The following is a 19,172-nucleotide window of genomic DNA, read 5'->3' as shown; positions in this document are numbered from 1 at the left end:
GTCCCTATCGTCTAGAGGCCTAGGACATCGCCCTTTCACGGCGGTAACCGGGGTTCGAATCCCCGTAGGGACGCCATCTATCGATCGCATACGATCAAGCCTTATTCAAAATTATTATTAATACATTGCAGATTTGTAGTTTTTCACTACAATAACTCGCTTCATTCTTCTGATTTTTTTCAACTCCTATGCACTCATCTCCGAATGATGCTACGCATCAGGGCAATTCTGCGCCTTTAAAACGCGCTATGAGTACTCGACATCTGGTCATGATTTCGCTTGGTGGCGCAATCGGAACAGGCCTATTTTTAGGGTCGGGTGAAGTCATTGCACAAACGGGGCCTGTAGGTGCCATTATTGCTTATCTCCTGGGCGGCATTATCGCTTACATGGTTATGCTCTGTCTGGGCGAACTTGCTGTTCATATGCCAGAATCTGGTTCATTTGGTGCTTATGCCAAACGTTATATTGGACCGGGTACAGGCTATACCATCACTTGGTTATACTGGCTGACCTGGTCTGTCACTCTGGGAACCGAATTTACTGCAGCCGCCTTGCTGATGCAGGAATGGTTCCCGGATATTTCCATGTGGTTATGGACCATTATTTTTGGTGTCTTTGTATTTAGCTTAAATATGATTTCGACCAAATGGTTTGCCGAATCCGAATTCTGGTTGGCACTTGTGAAAGTAGTCACTGTTGTTGCCTTTATTGTTTTGGGCTTACTGGCCATCTTTGGTGTTTTGGGCTATCAGGGCTACGAAGCTGCGCCTCTATTTACCAACCTGACGGCCCAGGGCTGGTTCCCTGAAGGTCTATTCCCGATTTTTGCGACCATGCTGATCGTGAACTTTGCCTTTTCGGGTACAGAGCTGATTGGTGTTGCGGCGGGTGAAACTGAAGATCCTGCGAAAAATGTCCCTAAAGCCATTAATACTGCAATTTTCCGCTTATTAATTTTCTTTGTGGGTACGATTATCGTGGTGACGGCATTACTTCCGCATCAGGAAGCAGGCTTAGCCGCTGAAGGCGTGAGTAGCAGCCCATTCGTAACCGTATTCCAGCACATTGGTATCCCATATGCTGAAGACATCATCCGCTTTGTGATTATCACTGCGTTACTTTCTGCTGCCAACTCGGGCTTATTTGCTGCTTCTCGTATGATGTGGTCATTGTCATACAGCAAACAGTTACCTGCCGTATTCTCAAGACTGAATGCTCGCGGTGTACCGTATATTGCAGTCATGGTGACTATGCTGGGTGCATTGCCAGGTTTATTATCTGAACAGTTTGCGCCAGAAACGATCTTTACCAACTTGCTGGGCGTTGCAGCGTTTACCATGGTGGTGGTCTGGATGAGTATTTGTTTAAGTCAGTTCAACTTCCGCCGGCAGTGGTATAAACAGGGTCGCACGGTCAAAGAACTGGGCTTTGCAGCACCATTGTTTCCGATTGTGCCGATTTTAGGCTTCGTGTTCTGTTTTATTACCTGTGTCAGTATGGTCTTTGATCCATCAATGCGCATCAGCTTCTTTGGCTGTCTGCTGTTTATTGCAGCCTGCTATGCCAGTTATTATGCGTTCTACCATAACAAGTCTTAAGCATCAGCTTTAAAAGAGCGACTTCGGTCGCTCTTTTTTGTCTATACTGATTGTATATTGGGCAGCTTCAATGGTGCGTCGATGAAAATTGTGTTTATTCACGGCATGAACAAGCAACAGTATACGGCGCCTTCATTACGCCAACATTGGCTGCATCTTCTCAAAAGAGGCCTCAGAAATAACCCGCAACAGCAAGCCCGTTTTAGCTATTTAAAACGGCATATCCGTATCCCTTTTTATGGTGATTTACTCTCTCGACATCATTTTCATAACGTATTGAATGCCAGCACCCTGATGCCGCAACAGTGGCCGCATTTCCCTTTTTTACATCCCGCACAGCTGCAACCGGCACCGCCACCAGATCAGTGCACCTATCAAATTTGTGACGTCCCGCAGTTAAATCCAGATAAGACACTCAACTTTGATCAAAAGCTGAATTTTATTACAGCATTAAGCAAAGATATTGCCTTGCGGGATTTTGCGGTACTCATTAATTATTTCCCCAGTTTACACGCCAGTTTTTTGCATAAGTTCCTGCTGGAAACCTATCTTTATTTGGCCAATCCGACTTTTATGCAGGAAGTTCATCGGCGCATTCATCATCAACTGCATAGCAGCAAACCACAGATTCTGGTGGCACATTCGCTGGGTAGCGTGATCGCCTATAACTATTTGCTTCAACATCCAGAACTGAATATCCAGCGTTTTATTACCCTCGGATCACCGCTGGAATTTCGTGTCATTCAGGCGCATCTTCCGCAACCAATGATAAGACCTGCTGCAATTTCAGGCGATTGGATAAATTTCTATTCACATGATGATTTTCTCACCGCATTTCCACTCTCAGCAGCTTCATTTAATTTTCAGCCTGCCATTATCAATCAGGAAATTCGTACATTTGTACAACGTCCACATGATATTGCGGGCTATTTACAGCATCCCCAAGTGTTAGCTGCCATGCTGGAATTGCTTAAAAATTCAGCTTAATTTAAGTCATTTTCCATTATTTCAACAATATTGTTTTAAAATTACGCACTCAATCCAGAAAATCAATTTTTTTATAGAAATGCGTTTGACACCCCCCTGTTTTCACCCTATTATACGCCCACCTCTGAAACGTCCCTATCGTCTAGAGGCCTAGGACATCGCCCTTTCACGGCGGTAACCGGGGTTCGAATCCCCGTAGGGACGCCAATTTTCAGAAGTACATTTTATTAAGTCCCTATCGTCTAGAGGCCTAGGACATCGCCCTTTCACGGCGGTAACCGGGGTTCGAATCCCCGTAGGGACGCCATTACTTCAAGCTAAAAGTAAGGGTTTTAAAATTGATCTTCTGTACTGTCCCTATCGTCTAGAGGCCTAGGACATCGCCCTTTCACGGCGGTAACCGGGGTTCGAATCCCCGTAGGGACGCCATATTCGAGATGGCAACATCTCAACAAAAAAGCCCGGGCATTGCGACTTGGGCTTTTTTACATTCTGAATATTTAAATATAATTTTTTACCACTCATTAAAATATGCTCTTCGTTACATAGGCTGCCATGTAATTCATATTTTACAATTTGCATTCTTTTAACATTTCTATTCATATAAATATCCGTTCATTTTCATTTAAAGCAATACACCAATAAATTAGAACAAAAATTCAACATCTAGACGTCAAGTCGCACGTTAAGGTAACTGAAGAGATATCTGCAAGGATCAGATTATGTTCGTCAGCACAGAGTTAAGTTTGCCTTTATCGCCAAATAATAATCATAATTATCAATTTAAAAGCTTTAAGGATTGGGTCGACTTTTTTCAAGATACTGAAATCTCGACGAATACCAAAACCGAACAAGCTGAATCTTATTTGAGTGATCTGATTAAAAAACTGAATATAGAAGCACTTGAATGGCTGGATCAACCGGCACAAGTTGAACAGCATCTTTTAGAACAACATCATCAAATTTGTGCCAAGTTTCAGGCTTATCTGGGACGGCGTAAACAGTATCAGGCCCGGGAGTATTTCCCAACGGTTTCACATGCTTTCGAATTTCTATCCAAGGTTGCACCGGTTAAACTGGTCGATGGTTCCTGGTTATATTCCACCGTACATAACTGCAATCAACCCAAGCTGAAAGATTTGATCTATATCTATCTGGAAGAACTGGGTCTGGGACATCCACGTGCCAATCATGTCACCATGTATCAGCACCTGTTAAGTCACTATGAGCTGAACAGTTATGCCGAACAACTGGATGCCAGTTATTATGAGCAGGCCGCGGTACAGTTAGCACTGGCTTATGCGCCGGCCAAATACTTGCCTCTGGTGATTGGTTTTAATCTCGGCTATGAACAGTTGCCGCTGCATCTGCTCATTACCAATTACGAATTGGCTGAACTCGGGATTGATCCCCATTATTTCAATGTGCATATTACGATTGATAATGCCCACAATGGCCATGCACAAAAATCCCTGCAAGCCTTTATCCAGCATTATGACAATGCGGAAGATCCAGAGACCTATCTTGATTTGATCAAGCAAGGCTATCTGCTCAATGACATCGGTAAAAGTTCTTCCCAGATTGTAAGAGAGCTAGATATTGAGCGCATGGCCTTAAAAGTATTCCAGAACAAAGCACTGATTGGCCAATATATTCATAATCAGAAATGTCAGTTTAGTGGCAAGACTATCAATGACTGGTTATCTGATTCGGCACAAATTTTCAAGTTCCTGAACGTGCTGATTGAGAAAGGCTGGATTATTAAAGATGCTCCTGTTGAACAGAGCCGTTTCTGGAAAATGATTGATCATCCTGAAGGTAAAATGTTTGGTGTGTTTAATGCGACTGAAAAACAGATCATTAAAGACTGGATTCAGGGGGCAACTTTAGCGACTCGGCTGTCTTCACGCAGCGCAGCGCCGTCTCAGGCGAAAGTTGAACCTGCCTTAAGCCGTATAGATCAACAACGTTTAAATCAGTTAAAAAATCGCTTTATGCGCTGTGAAGGTGCGGAACAGAAAATTGACTTGCTGATTCCCTATACTTCACCGCATATGCATCATACTGAAGTGGGTTTATGGGCCACTCGTCAACTGGGACAGTTATTATTTCCTTTCCAGACCCAGGCGATGCATTATTCTTAACTATATGATGAATAAAAAACCGGGCCGGGCATTCTAATTGCCCGGTTTTTTTATGCTTAGATGATAAATTTAAGCCGATTTACGCGAATTCAACTGCCCTTTAATTACGGCTTTAACATTGCCTTTGAGGTAGTTCAAAAAGACTTTTAACGGTGACAGTTTTGGATTCGGCTGTTTGCCTTTGGCAATTTCCTTAAACTGCGCGGCATACCAGATAATTTCCATAATCGCCATTTTGTCAACCAGCGGAATACCGGTTTTAATTTTCTCAACCGCATAACGTACATCTTGCCCTGCAATCAAACGATCACCCAGATCCGGCTCTACCGCAAAAGGTCGGGCGATGCCAACAAAATCACACGCACCACTGTCGAGTGCAGCATTCATGCCGTCGACGGTTCTAAAGCCACCGGTCACCATGATATGGCAATTGACTTCCTGACGGATCTTTTCGGCAAAATCGAGGAAATAGGCTTCACGGGCAATGGTTGAAGCTTTGCGTTTGTCTTCTTTTACACCAGCCATGGCAGGCGCTTCATAACTACCGCCGGATACTTCAATGATATCAATCCCGGCTGCATCCATCGCCTTAAAGACATAGATCACATCTTCTTCACTCATACCACCGCGCTGAAAGTCAGCGGAATTCAGTTTGACTGAAATAATGAAATTTTCTGAGCTTGCAGCACGGACAGCCTGATAGGTTTCCAGCAGAAAACGGGTACGGTTTTCAATACTGCCACCCCATTGATCCTGACGCTTATTGGTCAGCGGTGACAGAAACTGGCTAATCAGATAACCATGTGCCCCATGCAACTGGACGCCTTCAAAACCGGCCTTTTCACAAATTTGCGCTGAAGTGGCAAAGCGCTGGATAATCTCCAGAATTTCAGTTTCAGTCAGCGCACGCGGTGTGCCGAAGCTGACGGCCAATGCCGGACTAAAAGGCACGGCCGACGGCGCAACTGTTTCTTTATTTAAGCCTTTGGGACACTGACGACCCGGATGTGACAACTGCACCAGTTGTACCATACCCTGCTGCTTGCCCACTTCCGCCCAGACTTTAAGCTGCTCCAGATCACGCTCGGTTTCTACCACCACCACGCCCGGCTCATTCTTGGCACGAAAGTCCACCATGACATTGCCGGTAATGGCACAGCCCAGTCCACCTTTGGCCCAGGCTTCATACAACTTGAAATGTGCCTGATTGGGCTGGCCGGCATCATTGGCCAGCGCCTCACTCATAGCGCCTTTAATAATACGGTTTTTGAAATTGGTATGACGAATTTGAATGGAATCGGCCAATTGGGTCATGATCTGTCCTGATATTACTTTTATTTTGTACTCGTTTATAACGCAAGTCAGGATAATTGACAATTCAACTTGTCAAATTTACACAATTTTCATCTGCTTATTTTTACGATGATTAAAAAGTTCCGTGATTTATTGTCTTGGATCAAAAGCATCACGCACTGCTTCGCCAATATACATCAGCAAACTCAGCACAATGGCCAGACTAAAGAAAGCTGATAAAGCCAGCCACGGCGCATTTAAATTATTTTTGGCTTGCAGCAACAGCTCTCCTAAAGAGGCTGTTTCCGGTGGTAGCCCATAGCCTAAAAAATCCAGAGCCGTCAGTGCGGTAATATTGGCAGTCAGCATAAAGGGAAGTTGTGACAGACTTGAACCGATGACATTCGGCAATATATGCCTGAACATGATTCGCCCATCTCCTGCACCCATACTTCGTGCCGCCCAGACGTATTCCAGATTGCGTGCACGCAGAAATTCAGCCCGTACCATGCCCACCAGAGTGGTCCAGCCAAACAACAGCATGATCAGAAATAGCCAGTAAATATTGGGACTAAACAGACTGACCAGCACCATGACCATAAATAGCATCGGCAAACTGCTCCAGACTTCGAGCAGTCGTTGCCCGATCAGGTCGATCCAGCCGCCATAATAGCCCTGCACAGCCCCCAGCAAAACTCCAATCGCCGCCGACAATAAAGTCAGCGCAAAACCAAATAAGAGTGAAACCCTCAAGCCATACAGAATCCGCGCCAACACATCACGACCCTGATCATCTGTTCCGAGCCAGTTTTGTGCACTTGGTGGCGAAGGCACCGGAACAGCCAGTTCCAGATTCGGGCTTTGATATGAAAATGGAATGATTGGCCAGATCGCCCAGCCTTTTTCTGCAATTAACTGTTGAACGGCAGGATCTTTATACTCGGCTTCGGTTTCAAATACACCGCCAAACGCCGTTTCCGGATAAGATTTTAAGATAGGCAAATACACTGCATGATCATATTTCACCAGCAAGGGCTTATCATTGGCAATCAGTTCTGCGCCCAAGGACATGATAAAAATAAGGCCAAACATAATAAAACAGCCAAATCCCAGCTTGTGCTGCTTAAAGCGTTGCCAGCCTAATTGCATCAAGGACGACATTAGGAGGATCCCCGACGTGAACTGAAATGAATCCGTGGGTCGATCAGTTGATACAGCAAATCGCTTAATAATCGCAATATCAGACCAAGCAAAGTAAAGATAAACAGAGTACCGAAAATCACCGGATAGTCGCGCTGGATGATCGCCTCAAAACCCAAAACACCTAAACCATCGAGATTAAATATAATCTCAATAAACAGGTTGCCGACGAAAAACACCCCAATTAATACTTCTGGCAAACCTGCGATCAACACTAACATCGCATTTCGAAACACATGCCGATATAGCACTGCATTTTCATTTAAACCTTTGGCCCGCGCAGCCAGAACATATTGCTTACTCAGCTCTTCCACAAAAGAAAATTTCACCAGATAAGTCAAACTGGCAAATCCACCCAGCACCATGGCCAACAATGGCAATGCCATATGCCAGAAATAATCCTGAATTTTCCCGAAAAATGAGAGTTCGGCAAAATTTTCAGAGCTGAGTCCCTGTAAGGGAAACCATTGCAGAAAAGATCCACCGGCAAAAAATACAATCAGTAAAATCGCAAAAATAAAGGCTGGAATGGCATAGCCCACAGCCAGCATTAAAGAGGTGATCTGATCAAAAACACTGCCATGTTTTCTGGCTTTGCCGATGCCTAAAGGGATAGACACCAGATAGATGATTAAGGTACTCCACAGACCTAAAGACAGCGATACCGGTAGTTTTTCCCAGATCAGATCAGTCACAGCCTTGTCTTTAAAAAAACTAGTGCCCAGATCAAACTGGGCATAGCGCCTTAACATGTCCCAAAAGCGGATATGGGCAGGCTGATCAAAACCATATTGAATATTGATCTGCTCGATCATCTCAGGGGTGAGGCCTTGCTGCCCCTGATACTGTAATCCGGTATGTGTCAAGCCATTGACCTGTTGTGCCTGATAAATCGCTTGTTCCACCGGCCCACCCGGTGCCAGCTGGATCACCATAAAGTTAATCAGCAAAATGATCAGCAAGGTTGGAATCATCAGCAACAGACGCTTGAGTATATAAGTGCTCATGGCACTCCCTGATAGGCTTGGAGCTTAATGTTGTTTGAAATAATTGGCCACACGTTGAGCCTTTGCCGCATCGACCCACCAGTAGTCAATGCCCGCGGAGAGCTTAGGTTTAAGCTTGGGCTGCTGATACATGTTCCAGTAAGCATACCAGTATTCACCCGTACCATAAGTCGGAATATGATAATAACCTGCCCGCAGCAAACGGTCTAAAGCTCGGGTACTGTCAATCACCTGCTCCCGGTTCTGCGCCTGAATTACTTGCTTAATCACCGCATCAATAGCAGGATTCTGAATACCGGCATAATTATAGTTACCGACCTGCTTGGCAGCCTGACTGCTCCAGAACTGTTTTTGTTCCTGCCCCGGTGTCAGGGACTGTGGCATGCTGTCGACAATCATATCAAACTGGTAATTTCGTAGCCGTTCATAATACTGCGCGGTTTCGACCATACGAATATTCGCCTGAATCCCCAAACGTTTTAAATGACGTAAATAAGGCATCAGATGACGCTGCTGTTCCACCTGATGCAGCAAAAATTCAATCTTGACCGCTTGACCGTAAGCATTGACCAACTGCCCCTGTTGATAACGATAACCGGCTTTTAACAGCAATTGACGGGCTTTTAATAAATTCTGCCGGTTAAACCCTGAGGCATCGGATTGAGGATATTGCCAGTCCTGAAGTACAGCCTGACGCTGAACCGGATGAAGCTTCTGCAAATGAGGCTTTAAAATTTGCAGCTCTTGGGCACTCGGCCGTCCACGAGAAGCCAGCTCGCTATTGGAAAAAAAGCTGTTCAGACGTTGATATTCACCATAGAACATGGCTTTATTCAGCCATTCAAAATCGTAAGCGAAACTTAAGGCCTGACGGAAGCGAATATCGGCAAAGGGCTGACGCCGGGTATTAAAGACCAGACTCTGGGTCGGGACCGGATTTTGATGCCGAAAACGATAACGTTTGACTTGTCCTTGCCGAACCGCAGGAAATTGATAATCCCTGATCCAGCGATTGACCTGTTTTTCCTCATGCAAAGTAAATTGGCCCGATTTAAAGGCTTCGAACTTGATTTCCGGACTACGATAATAACGATACTGGATCCGGTCAAAATTATAACGACCGCGATTCACCAATAGATCTTTTCCCCAGTATTGAGGATTGCGCTGATACGAAATACTGCGGCCGGGATCTATGCGTTCAATCACATAGGGCCCTGAACCCAGAATCGGTTTCAGCGTCAGGTCTTTAAAATCACGCCCTTGCCATTGCCGTTTAGAATAAATGGGCATCTGCGCGACAATCATGGCCATTTCCGGATTATGCCCGGATTTAAAATGCATTTTGATTTTTAAAGGTGACAGCACTTCCAGCTGATGTATATCTGCCAGATACATTTGCAAGCCAAAATTGGACTGGGTCTGATAAAGCTCAAAGCTATATTTGACATCTTCCGCAGTTAAGGGCTGACCATTGCTAAAGCGCGCTTTCGGATTTAAATGGAAAATGATAAAGGCGGTTTTCTTGGGGTCAAAACTGACTTTTTCCGCCAGCAAGGGATAATACACCCCGGGCTCATCCAGTGATTTCGACAGCAAACTGTCAAAAATATAGTTGATCCCTTCAGTGACATTGCCTTTGCCATTCATGCTATTTAAATTATCAAAGCTGCCATCGGCCGCCAGAATCAGTGCACCACCTTTGGGGGCTTGCGGATTGGCATAAGGTAAGGATTGCAGATGGCTATATTTCGGTGGGCTATGTAGCGCAATATAAGGCGGGGTGATCAGGGCTGCCCAACTGGTATTCATTACCAGCGGGACAACCATGCTTAAAACAAATAAACTAAAAAATCTCACGATGAATGAATTAGTTTGGCACTTTAATCACATCACCAATACGTAATTGTGTATTCGGTTTGAGATCATTCATTTCCGCCAGTTGATTGCTGTTCATGCCGTAACGTGAGGCCAGACCGATCAAGGTATCGCCGCGTTTGACTTTATAATCAGTCACCAGTTTTGGAATCTGGATGGTTTGACTGACACGCAATCCGGCACGTGGACTGAGATTATTTAACTCGGCCAGTTCGGTGACCGTAATTCCTAAACGGCTGGCAATCGCATTCAGGGATTCGCCTGACTTGACGGTATAAGATTCAGTTGCTCTAGAAGCCACAGGCGTAGCTGCCACTTTCACGTCTTCTGCTTTTTTATCCGTCGGAACATCACCCACAATTTTTAAACGCTGACCAATACGGACGTTGCCATTGGCATTCAGGCCATTTAAATCGGCCAGATACTTGACCTGAAGATGATACTGACGCGCAATAGAACTTAAGGTTTCCCCGGATTTCACCACATGCGAATCGGATTTCATATGTTTCGACACCGTTTCCGCCACAGACTCACGCACGGGTTCAGCTGCCTCACCCGTCAGCTTTAAACGCTGACCGACGCGCAGGCCGGCATTACGAGAAATAGCATTCAGACTCGCCACCTGATCCATCGACAGATTGTATTTTGCTGCAATGCCGGTCAAGGTATCGCCCGATTGAACTGTATAAGTTTCAGGCACCTGACTGCCGGCCGGAATCTTGATGGTCTGGCCTATACGTAAACCACTATTGGCCGCAAAACCATTTAAAGCTGCCAGCTCAGACACACTGAGCTTGCTTTGACTGGCAATGCTATACAGGGTTTCACCGCGTTTGACCTGATAATTTTCAGTTGCTGTCTGATCAACTTTAACATTTTCAAATGTCTGTTCAGTCTTTTGGGTCGATGCGGTCAGTGCTTCAACTTCCTGAAGTGGCACATTGATTTTCTGTCCCACCATCAAACTGCTACCCGCAGTTAAACCTGAGGTGAATGACGCCAGTTCAGCATTTGACAGTCCATAACGATCGGCAATCAGTTTCAGATATTCACCGCGCTTGACTGTATAGGATTTGGTTTGAACTTTGGCAGCTTCAGCTTTTTTAGCATCTTCTACTTTGGCTTTAGATGCAGCCGTTTCTTTCAGCGACAGCTTCTGACCGACAAATAAACCACTGTTGGTACTTAAACCATTAAAATCAGCCAGCTGTTTGAGACTTAAACCAAACTGGCTTGCCACACTGGTTAGAGAATCATTGGCCTGAACCACATAAGATTCCGGCTTTTCTTTGGCTTTGGTTTGTTCCTGCACCGGCTTGGCATCATACAAATAAATCGTGGTGCCTACATATAGCGTAGAGTTTGGATCGATCTGGTTCCATTTCGCTACATCACGCCAGTTCACCCCATTTTTTGCTGCAATCAGTGCCAGATTATCCCCCGGTAAAACCTTATAGGTACTACGCTTGCCCTTAGGCGCGACCACCACCACTTCAGAATCAGTCTTGACGTAATTTTTACCCTGGTTCAACTGGGCTTCGACCGAAGTCGCTGTGGTATTGTCAGCAACTTCTTTCGGATAAGAGAAGCCTTTGGTAAGTTCCTTGCCTTGCTGCTCAGCCACAGACAGGCTGGTTTGAATAGCCGTCAGCTTGATTTTACCATCATAAGGATCGACAATTTCTGTGCCTGCCGGCGCCAATGCTTTCAGCTCTTCAACTACCTGAGCCTGTTCTGCCGGTGTTGCAACAGGCTGCAGAACTTCATCCACAGTTTTGTTACTTTCCTGCGCGGTGACGACCTGCTGAACTTGCTGACGCTCGGCTGCAGAAATCGGTGGTTCGACCTGAATCTGTTTCGCTGGCGCTGCCGGTGTCACTGCGACCGGAATACGTGGCGCACTTGGAATCGGCAAATCACTTTGGGCAGCAAAACTGGCCAAGGCAGATGAGCCTCTAGGCGTTGAAATCTTTTTCGTGGTCTGTGCCACTGTATTTGCCGTTGTCACCACAGGTGCAGTCGTTGCAGGCCGAGTACTGGCAAGAACGGGTGGAGTCTGTTTTGCCGGTGTAATCGTTTTCGCATTTAATACGGGAGGCGCAGCTTTGGTCGGCACCACTGGGGTGGTGTTTTTCGGCAGATTGCTGGCACTACTCGCAGATAATCCGCCGGAACCAGATAGTTTTTTCAGCTTTTCATCAACTGAAGGACTGAGGTCAGCAGGAATCAAAATACGACGCGGACTGGTAGGGTCAATATGATCACCACGATGCCCCGGGTTCAATTGATACAGCTCCGCACGGCTCAAACCGGTGATGGCTGCAATTTCATTTAAATTGGCCACGCCTACAGGCACTTCACGGAAATGCGGACGGTTGGCAATTGGTGGCAGGCTCACCCCATACTGACCTGGAGTTTTAATAATTTGTGCAACTGCCAGGAAACGTGGCACATAGCTCATGGTTTCTTGTGGCAATTTGAGTGACCAATAGTCGGTCGGCAGACCTGCTGCCTTATTGCGGTTAATCGCCTGCTGAATACGTCCCGGGCCAGCATTATAAGACGCCAGCGCCAGCTCCCAAGAACCAAACTGGTTATATAAACTGCCTAAAAACTCATAGGCTGCACGAGTCGATTCCACCACATCACGACGACCGTCGTATAAAGGGGTCTGCTTTAAACCATAAATACGGCCTGTGCTTGGAATAAACTGCCATAAACCTGCCGCTGCCGCACTACTGGTCGCTGCCGGGTCATAGGAACTTTCAATAATCGGTAATAGCGCCAGCTCGGTCGGCATACCACGGCGTTCTGCTTCTTTTACCGTGTAATATAAATAACGTGAGGCACGCGCACTTAAACGATCCAGATAAGGCTGACGTGAAATAAACCAGCCGCGCTGCGCATCAATCCGCGGATTCCAGACACTTAAATCCATCTTGAAACCCACAGTCATGCGTTTCCAGACATCACCATGCTTCAGAACCAGTAAACGGTCGCCTTCGACTGCACGCATATCGGTTGCAGAGAGTAAATCTTCCAGTCCATCCAGACTGCTGGCATCCAGATATTGTGATCCAACTTGCTTGCTTTTCGCTGTTTGGGTCGCACTTTGTGTAGATGAACAGCCCGTCAGTCCCAGAGAAGCAAGTGCAGTTCCCAGTACAGAAAATTTTAGGAATGTAGGTAATGTCGGCTGCCACAAGATTGCGGTTGGTTTATACATAAAGAAATCCAAACAACTCGTATATAAATTTATTTTTTAGATCTGCCATTGTAGTGAAGCATGTTGCAGACACAAGGCAATAATTTACCGTGATTTCACGTTAAATGTTACAAGAAATTAAAAAATCCGGGACATAGAGATTGATCGACTGCATTTGCGCTATACAATAAGCCTTCCAGCGTGTTCTCTTTTGATCGGATTTTAATTTATGTCACACACTATCACACTTTATGTTGATGGCGCTTGTCGCGGCAACCCGGGTTTAGGCGGTTGGGGTGCGTACATTATTAACGGCCAGCAAGAACACAAAATCTGTGGCGGTGAAGACCATACCACCAATAACCGCATGGAACTGACGGCTGCCATCGAAGGCATTCTGTTCTGTGACAAACAGGATAAGCTGGTGATCTATACCGATTCCAATTATGTCAAACAAGGCATTACCGAATGGATTCACGGCTGGAAAAAGAAAAACTGGAAAGACGTCAAAAACCCTGACCTGTGGCAAAAACTGGATGCAGTCTGTCAGGGACGAGAGATTGAGTGGCACTGGATCAAGGGTCACGCCGGGCATGCCGGCAATGAAATGGCCGATCAGCTGGCCAATCAGGGCGCCGATGAAACCCTGAAAAAATCCAAGCAAAGCCCTTCAATATCTGAAGATAAAAAAAAATCTGAACCCGACTGGCTGCTAGATGATCCTTTTGGTCTGGATCTGGCCGAGAGCGAAGAAGAGCTGGACGATATGCAGGAAGAAGAAATCATTGAATTGAATGAAGTTGCCGACACCGAGCAAAGTGATCCAGCGCTTCAAGAGGTGGATGCAACCGTTGCCAATAGCTCGCAACTACATCCCCAGATTGTGATTACCCCCGCAACCTTACAATTGCATGGCCCGCGACAATTGATTCTGGATACCGAAACCACCGGTTTTTATTATCAGGATGGTGACCGGATTATTGAAGTTGGCGCGCTGGAAATGATCAACCGCAAACTGACCGGCAGCTCGATTCATATCTATATCAATCCGAAAACACCGGTCGGCGACTCGGTCAATGTCCATGGCATTACCGATGAGTTCCTGCAAGACAAACCGTTATTTGAGGAAATCTCTCAAGTATTGTTTGACTATTTGCACGGTGCCGAAATTATCGCGCATAACGCCAGCTTCGATATGAATTTCCTGGATATGGAATTCAAACGCGCAGGTTTTAAAGCCCTGTCCGAAGTTTGTGAAGTAACCGATACCCTGGCAATGGCCAAGTCCAAGCATCCGGGGCAGAAAAACTCGCTGGATGCCTTAGTGCGCCGCTACGAGATTCCAAAGCGTGACCGTACGTTCCACGGTGCCTTGCTCGATGCGGAAATCCTGTCTGATGTTTATCTGGCGATGACCGGTGGACAGGTGTCTTTTGATATCGATGCTTTGTCTCATTCTGACGATCAGAACAACCGTTCAGGCATGGCCAGAGTTGAAATTGAACTGCCGGTGATTCTTCCCTCAGAACAAGAATTGCAGGAACATGAGAAATGGATCAAACAATTCGAAGAAAAACATGGAACTGCTTGCCTTTTCTCGAAATAAAATCTACATTTCCGAGCATGCTTTAGGTTAAAAACTACAGTTCTTCAGTTATAGTAAATACAAAGAGGTTCCGCAGCTTTAAGCGGGGCTCATATATAGATAATACTTCAGGAAAGGTGCAGATCCATGTCTTACCAAACCTCTATACATTTTGATCCAACAGCCTTACTGATAATAAAAAATGAGGTTGATAACTCGATCAAGTTAGTCGAATCAGCAGTAAGCACCTTGGTAGAAGATCAGACTTTACCTTTTGGCATTGATGATGCATTAAATCAGTTCGAACAATGTGCCCAGGTTCTGGCACTCATCGACATGTCCAGTCTGGCAAAAGTCGCTCATTATTCAGCAGAACTGATGCGCAAGATTATGGGGAACCCGGCACAGGTCAATACGCAGGACGTCATTGCCCTGAGTGAAGGCACCACCATGCTGAAACGCTATATCGAATTTATCTGCCTGCGTGAAGTAAAAATTCCACAGTTCCTGCTCGACACCCTGAACCGTCTGGAAATTGCGCTTGGTAAACCGCTCACCAGTGAAGGTCAGCATATTGAATCCCTGCTCGATCTGATCACGCCTGACTTTCAGTTACCACAAGCACCCGGTCTGGAAAAATCCAAATATGTTCAGCGCCTGTACAAGCTGTCCCTGAACAAGCTGCTCAAGCAGGAAGAAAGTGAACTGGATCTGCAGGCGATTAAACTAGTGGGGGCTTATCTGGCTGGGCTCGCTCAATCGCACACCAGCAAACAGTACTGGAATCTGGTTTTCGTTGCATTCAGCAATATTGATCACTTGCTGATTAATGAGCCACGTCTGCGCACTCTGGTGAGTATCGAGCGCAACATGGCACAATATTTTGGCTCGCCGGACAGCTTCAAGGCTTCACTTGCAGACCTGGCCAATGTCCTGAGTCTGTGTATTAGCCAGGAAGATGATACTGCACAACATATCCGCAGTCAGCTCAATATTGGTGAAGACCTGCTGACCGATATGCAGTTACAGGTCTTTAGTCGCCACCTGTATGGTCCAGACTTTGAAACCATGCATACCATTAGCGAACTGGTAACCACAGAAATGGCGCAGATTCGTAATGACATCGAGTTTAACTATCAGAACATGAGTCCTGAAAAAACTCAGGAATTGCAGGCACAGCTCAATAATCTGGCCAACATCTTCAAGGTATTGAACCTGAATGAAGCCTATCATGACCTGAACCGTCAAGCTACTTCACTGAGCCAGACTGAAATCCTGAAAGATCCGGGTTTTGCCCAGCAGTTGATGAATGTGATTCTGTCTGCCATGAACTCGATTGGGGTACTGGAACGTCATCACACCTCGAGCCGTTTGCAGCTGCGCGTCAACAACATGAATATTTCTCTGGACCGCCTGGATGAAGCACATGCGGCTTTACTCACTGAAACCAAGGCCCTGATCGAGCTTTCCAGCCAGATTCTGAGCAACTATCTGCAAGATCAGGACTTGGCTGCACTCGAACCTGTGCCAGTACAATTCTGTGAAATTGGCGGGGCGATGCTGTTCCTGAATGCAGAACATGTTCGTACTGCATTCACCACCACTGCAGCATTCATCAAGAACCGTATTGATCTATCAATGGCATTAACGCCGGAAGAGATTCATCGTGCTCTGGATACTCTGGCGAGTGCCGACATGATGATTGATAACTTAAAGAACAAACAGCCTGTTTTACAGGCTATGTTTAAGGTAGCATTGGACAGTAGTGAAAAACTCAAAATAGTTGCCTAATGTCCAAATTATCACTTGCTTATATTTTTCAGCAGCAGCAACTGCTGGTCGATCAACATTTTCAGCTTCCACAGGTTGAAGCCCTCGCAAGTGATTTGTTACTCCACACGGGTGATCAAGTGATTGCCCGTGACCTGCTTCCCGATGAGCCGATTCCTGCAGGCTTGCAACTGGTACCCATCCGCCAGTTATTACAGTTCTGGAATACCCAGCAATTCGAACAGGCCAGCCGTGCGGTACAGCTTTTAGAATGGCGCCGGAATCACAAATTTTGTAGTCATTGCGGTACAGCCACCGAAGCACATCCGCTTGAACATGCGATGCTCTGCCCATCCTGCAACTATCGTCAGTATCCACGGGTTCAGCCTTGTGTCATTACTGTCATTACCCGGGGTGAAGACGAAATTTTGCTGGCCAAAAACGCGCGTAATACCAAAAGCCAGATGTATGGCCTGATTGCCGGTTTTGTTGAAGTTGGCGAAACGCTGGAAGAGGCAGTACGTCGTGAAACGCTGGAAGAAGTCGGTTTAGAGCTCAAGAATATTCAGTATCTGGCTAGCCAGCCCTGGCCGTTTCCAAGCAATCTGATGATTGCCTTCAAGGCTGAATATGCCGCGGGTGAAATCGAATTACAGCAAGAAGAAATTAGCGATGCGCGATTCTTTAAATTCGATCAGCTGCCTGAAATTCCGTTCAAGGGCAGTATTGCCCATGCCATGATTATGCATGTGACTCAAGGTACGGCTGTCGCAGACGATACCAAGACCTGGCTCTAGCTCTTATTGAGCTCAAGTTTGGCTGAACCAATAAAAAAAGAATCCAAGGGAGATAATCTCCTGGATTCTTTTTTATGCCTTACTACTGGGTTAAATCCCGCTATCAGTCTCGAGATCTAAATGCATCCTCGAGTGCCCAAAGCACCTGCGCTTTGGTCTGGAAATAGCGACTGAACAAACTAGATAATGAACCTACGATTGTAATATGGCCAAGTTTCGGAATATGAATCAAATGGCTATGATTGCCCTTTTCTCGCAATACCCGATCTAGATCCTGACTATTAAAATGGCCAACGATGTTGTCCTTCTCGGCAATAAACAAATAATGCCGGGTTGGGCTATTTTTAACAAAATAATAAGGCATGACCTGCTGATATGGCACCGCCTGATCAAAAGCATCAGCACAAATCGGATCATTCTTATAATCAAAATGATAAGGCCCCGCCAGACCAATAATCGCACGGATTAGACTGTGGTCAATGTTGGCAGATTGCGGATGATACAGTGCAGACATGACATTGAATGCCCCGGCCGAATGTCCCATCAAAACCAGGTTTTCAGCACAGATATCTAACCGGCCGGCAGACTGCTGCAAGTGGTTCAATAATAAATGCAGATCATGAATATAGGCTGGGAAAATATGTTGTGGTGCCAGATGATAATTCATCACCACCACATCATAGCCTTCTTTGGCAAAGGCCTCACCAATGAACTGATAGTCCTTTTTATCGCCATGCAACCACGCGCCGCCATGTACAAAAACAATCAGGGGGCGATGGGGCAAAGGCTGCTGGCTACGGAACAGATCAAAGCGTTGCCGTGATTTTAGACCATAAGCCAGCTGAGTTTCGATCGTGTAACCCTGTTTAGGCGTTAAACGATTCAGCGCATAACTGCCAAAATCATAGAGTCTAAATGCTTTATAGCGTTGCTGGACTTCCAGAATCTGATTCGACAATTGGTTTTTAAAATGACCGACCTTATGGAGCATCGGTTGGTTCAACCGTATCAGGATCTATCGCAACCGGCGTCTGTTCAATACCGGGCTGTGCATAAGCAGGTGCTGCAAAGTTCTGACTGCTCAGATTTGAAGACTGTTCAACATTGTCAATCAGGGTCACAATTTTGGTGACATTGCCCACTTGCTGCAATACCTGATTCAGGTCAGCAATTTCTGCGCTGTTCAAACGTCCCATCACATACAGCACGCCATCTTCAGTATGCACATGTACTTTACTGTCCGCAACCACAGTGGCTTTCATGATCAGGCCGCGAGTATTCGCTGTGACCGCAGTATCCTGCATGATGGTGCTATAGCTGATCTGGTTGCCTACAGTAATAAAATTATGTACCGCTTTGACATCGCTCATGGATTTGACATTGTCTTCTGCCAGCTGCTTGAGATGTGCATCGGGCACCTGACCGGTCAGCAAGACATTGCCATGAAAACTTTCAATATTGACCCGAGCCTGCTTAAAGCGCGAATCCAATTTATAAAGATTAATTTTTGCAGTACGGACAATCGAGGAATCAATAAACACCTGCCCCAAGGTACGCGCCCCACTCTCAGTTCCTACAGGAGCCGTACCTGTGCCGCTAGAAATAAAACTGGCACAACCTGATAAACTTGCGACACACAGCATTGTTATTGCAATACGCTTAACCACTCAGCAAGACTCCTTCATTTTATTACGTCTTTTTCAATCTA

At 45.9% G+C, this 19,172-nt stretch carries 13 protein-coding genes and 4 tRNA genes; 10 read left to right on the top strand and 7 right to left on the bottom strand.

What is annotated here, in order from left to right:
* The 7 genes from GVV58_RS14200 (at nucleotide 1) to GVV58_RS14170 (ending at nucleotide 4,732) form a co-directional block, all read left to right on the top strand.
* A tRNA-Glu gene (locus tag GVV58_RS14200) sits at nucleotides 1-76 on the top strand.
* A gap of 112 nt (nucleotides 77-188) precedes the next feature.
* Nucleotides 189-1,601 carry an amino acid permease gene (locus GVV58_RS14195; RefSeq protein ID WP_159516809.1) on the top strand — a complete coding sequence of 471 codons (1,413 nt, stop codon included), beginning with the start codon at nucleotides 189-191 and terminating at the stop codon, nucleotides 1,599-1,601.
* 81 nt (nucleotides 1,602-1,682) lie between these two features.
* On the top strand, nucleotides 1,683-2,588 hold the full coding sequence (locus GVV58_RS14190; RefSeq protein ID WP_159516808.1) for an alpha/beta hydrolase: 906 nt from the start codon (nucleotides 1,683-1,685) through the stop codon (nucleotides 2,586-2,588).
* Between the two features lie 131 nt (nucleotides 2,589-2,719).
* Nucleotides 2,720-2,795: transfer RNA gene (locus GVV58_RS14185), tRNA-Glu, on the top strand.
* Nucleotides 2,796-2,819: 24 nt separating this feature from the next.
* Nucleotides 2,820-2,895 (top strand) — tRNA-Glu (locus GVV58_RS14180).
* Nucleotides 2,896-2,941: 46 nt separating this feature from the next.
* Nucleotides 2,942-3,017 (top strand) — tRNA-Glu (locus tag GVV58_RS14175).
* A gap of 293 nt (nucleotides 3,018-3,310) precedes the next feature.
* Complete coding sequence (locus tag GVV58_RS14170; RefSeq protein WP_159516807.1) at nucleotides 3,311-4,732, top strand: iron-containing redox enzyme family protein; 1,422 nt, start codon at nucleotides 3,311-3,313, stop codon at nucleotides 4,730-4,732.
* Between the two features lie 69 nt (nucleotides 4,733-4,801).
* Here the strand turns inward: GVV58_RS14170 and GVV58_RS14165 are convergent, their stop codons facing one another.
* The 5 genes from GVV58_RS14165 to GVV58_RS14145 all read right to left on the bottom strand — a co-directional run bounded on the left by GVV58_RS14165 (nucleotide 4,802) and on the right by GVV58_RS14145 (nucleotide 13,333).
* The gene (locus GVV58_RS14165; RefSeq protein ID WP_074383045.1) at nucleotides 4,802-6,046 is read right to left on the bottom strand and encodes an NADH:flavin oxidoreductase/NADH oxidase family protein; all 1,245 of its coding nucleotides are present in this window, start codon (nucleotides 6,044-6,046) and stop codon (nucleotides 4,802-4,804) included.
* A gap of 129 nt (nucleotides 6,047-6,175) precedes the next feature.
* On the bottom strand, nucleotides 6,176-7,186 hold the full coding sequence (locus GVV58_RS14160; protein ID WP_159516806.1) for an ABC transporter permease: 1,011 nt from the start codon (nucleotides 7,184-7,186) through the stop codon (nucleotides 6,176-6,178).
* Complete coding sequence (locus tag GVV58_RS14155; protein ID WP_005096376.1) at nucleotides 7,186-8,232, bottom strand: ABC transporter permease subunit; 1,047 nt, start codon at nucleotides 8,230-8,232, stop codon at nucleotides 7,186-7,188. The genes GVV58_RS14160 and GVV58_RS14155 overlap by 1 nt, the downstream gene beginning before the upstream one ends.
* A 24-nt stretch (nucleotides 8,233-8,256) precedes the next feature.
* Complete coding sequence (locus tag GVV58_RS14150) at nucleotides 8,257-10,059, bottom strand: extracellular solute-binding protein (protein WP_159516805.1); 1,803 nt, start codon at nucleotides 10,057-10,059, stop codon at nucleotides 8,257-8,259.
* A 40-nt stretch (nucleotides 10,060-10,099) separates the two neighbouring features.
* Nucleotides 10,100-13,333, bottom strand: a complete 3,234-nt coding sequence (locus GVV58_RS14145; protein WP_159516804.1) for a LysM peptidoglycan-binding domain-containing protein — start codon at nucleotides 13,331-13,333, stop codon at nucleotides 10,100-10,102.
* Between the two features lie 208 nt (nucleotides 13,334-13,541).
* Here GVV58_RS14145 and dnaQ point away from each other — a divergent pair, with 208 nt between their 5' ends.
* The 3 genes from dnaQ to nudC all read left to right on the top strand — a co-directional run bounded on the left by dnaQ (nucleotide 13,542) and on the right by nudC (nucleotide 17,464).
* Nucleotides 13,542-14,918, top strand: a complete 1,377-nt coding sequence (gene dnaQ, locus GVV58_RS14140; RefSeq protein WP_100328781.1) for a DNA polymerase III subunit epsilon — start codon at nucleotides 13,542-13,544, stop codon at nucleotides 14,916-14,918.
* A gap of 126 nt (nucleotides 14,919-15,044) precedes the next feature.
* Complete coding sequence (locus GVV58_RS14135; protein WP_005096371.1) at nucleotides 15,045-16,688, top strand: hypothetical protein; 1,644 nt, start codon at nucleotides 15,045-15,047, stop codon at nucleotides 16,686-16,688.
* Nucleotides 16,688-17,464 (top strand): NAD(+) diphosphatase, encoded by a 777-nt coding sequence (gene nudC / locus GVV58_RS14130; protein ID WP_005096369.1) that lies wholly within the window; start codon nucleotides 16,688-16,690, stop codon nucleotides 17,462-17,464. The genes GVV58_RS14135 and nudC overlap by 1 nt, the downstream gene beginning before the upstream one ends.
* A gap of 103 nt (nucleotides 17,465-17,567) precedes the next feature.
* Here nudC and GVV58_RS14125 read toward each other — a convergent pair whose 3' ends face one another.
* Both GVV58_RS14125 and GVV58_RS14120 read right to left on the bottom strand, forming a co-directional pair.
* Nucleotides 17,568-18,455, bottom strand: a complete 888-nt coding sequence (locus GVV58_RS14125) for an alpha/beta hydrolase (RefSeq protein ID WP_074383052.1) — start codon at nucleotides 18,453-18,455, stop codon at nucleotides 17,568-17,570.
* On the bottom strand, nucleotides 18,445-19,131 hold the full coding sequence (locus GVV58_RS14120) for a BON domain-containing protein (RefSeq protein WP_005096366.1): 687 nt from the start codon (nucleotides 19,129-19,131) through the stop codon (nucleotides 18,445-18,447). Before GVV58_RS14120 ends, GVV58_RS14125 begins: the two co-directional genes overlap by 11 nt.
* Between the last annotated feature and the right edge of the window lie 41 nt (nucleotides 19,132-19,172).

Origin of the sequence: Acinetobacter sp. 18QD2AZ41W, from assembly GCF_009829025.1 — a bacterium.
In the GTDB taxonomy this organism is placed as follows: domain Bacteria; phylum Pseudomonadota; class Gammaproteobacteria; order Pseudomonadales; family Moraxellaceae; genus Acinetobacter; species Acinetobacter pseudolwoffii.
This window is presented reverse-complemented; position numbering and strand designations above follow the sequence as displayed.

Bases quoted from the DNA above. Each gene is read 5' to 3' on its own strand.
- GVV58_RS14190 (WP_159516808.1), top strand. From the start codon at position 1,683: ATGAAAATTGTGTTTATTCACGGCATGAACAAGCAACAGTATACGGCG.
- GVV58_RS14135 (WP_005096371.1), top strand. From the start codon at position 15,045: ATGTCTTACCAAACCTCTATACATTTTGATCCAACAGCCTTACTGATA.
- GVV58_RS14170 (WP_159516807.1), top strand. From the start codon at position 3,311: ATGTTCGTCAGCACAGAGTTAAGTTTGCCTTTATCGCCAAATAATAAT.
- GVV58_RS14195 (WP_159516809.1), top strand. From the start codon at position 189: ATGCACTCATCTCCGAATGATGCTACGCATCAGGGCAATTCTGCGCCT.
- dnaQ (WP_100328781.1), top strand. From the start codon at position 13,542: ATGTCACACACTATCACACTTTATGTTGATGGCGCTTGTCGCGGCAAC.
- GVV58_RS14165 (WP_074383045.1), bottom strand. From the start codon at position 6,046: ATGACCCAATTGGCCGATTCCATTCAAATTCGTCATACCAATTTCAAA.
- GVV58_RS14160 (WP_159516806.1), bottom strand. From the start codon at position 7,186: ATGTCGTCCTTGATGCAATTAGGCTGGCAACGCTTTAAGCAGCACAAG.
- GVV58_RS14155 (WP_005096376.1), bottom strand. From the start codon at position 8,232: ATGAGCACTTATATACTCAAGCGTCTGTTGCTGATGATTCCAACCTTG.
- GVV58_RS14125 (WP_074383052.1), bottom strand. From the start codon at position 18,455: ATGCTCCATAAGGTCGGTCATTTTAAAAACCAATTGTCGAATCAGATT.
- nudC (WP_005096369.1), top strand. From the start codon at position 16,688: ATGTCCAAATTATCACTTGCTTATATTTTTCAGCAGCAGCAACTGCTG.
- GVV58_RS14145 (WP_159516804.1), bottom strand. From the start codon at position 13,333: ATGTATAAACCAACCGCAATCTTGTGGCAGCCGACATTACCTACATTC.
- GVV58_RS14150 (WP_159516805.1), bottom strand. From the start codon at position 10,059: ATGGTTGTCCCGCTGGTAATGAATACCAGTTGGGCAGCCCTGATCACC.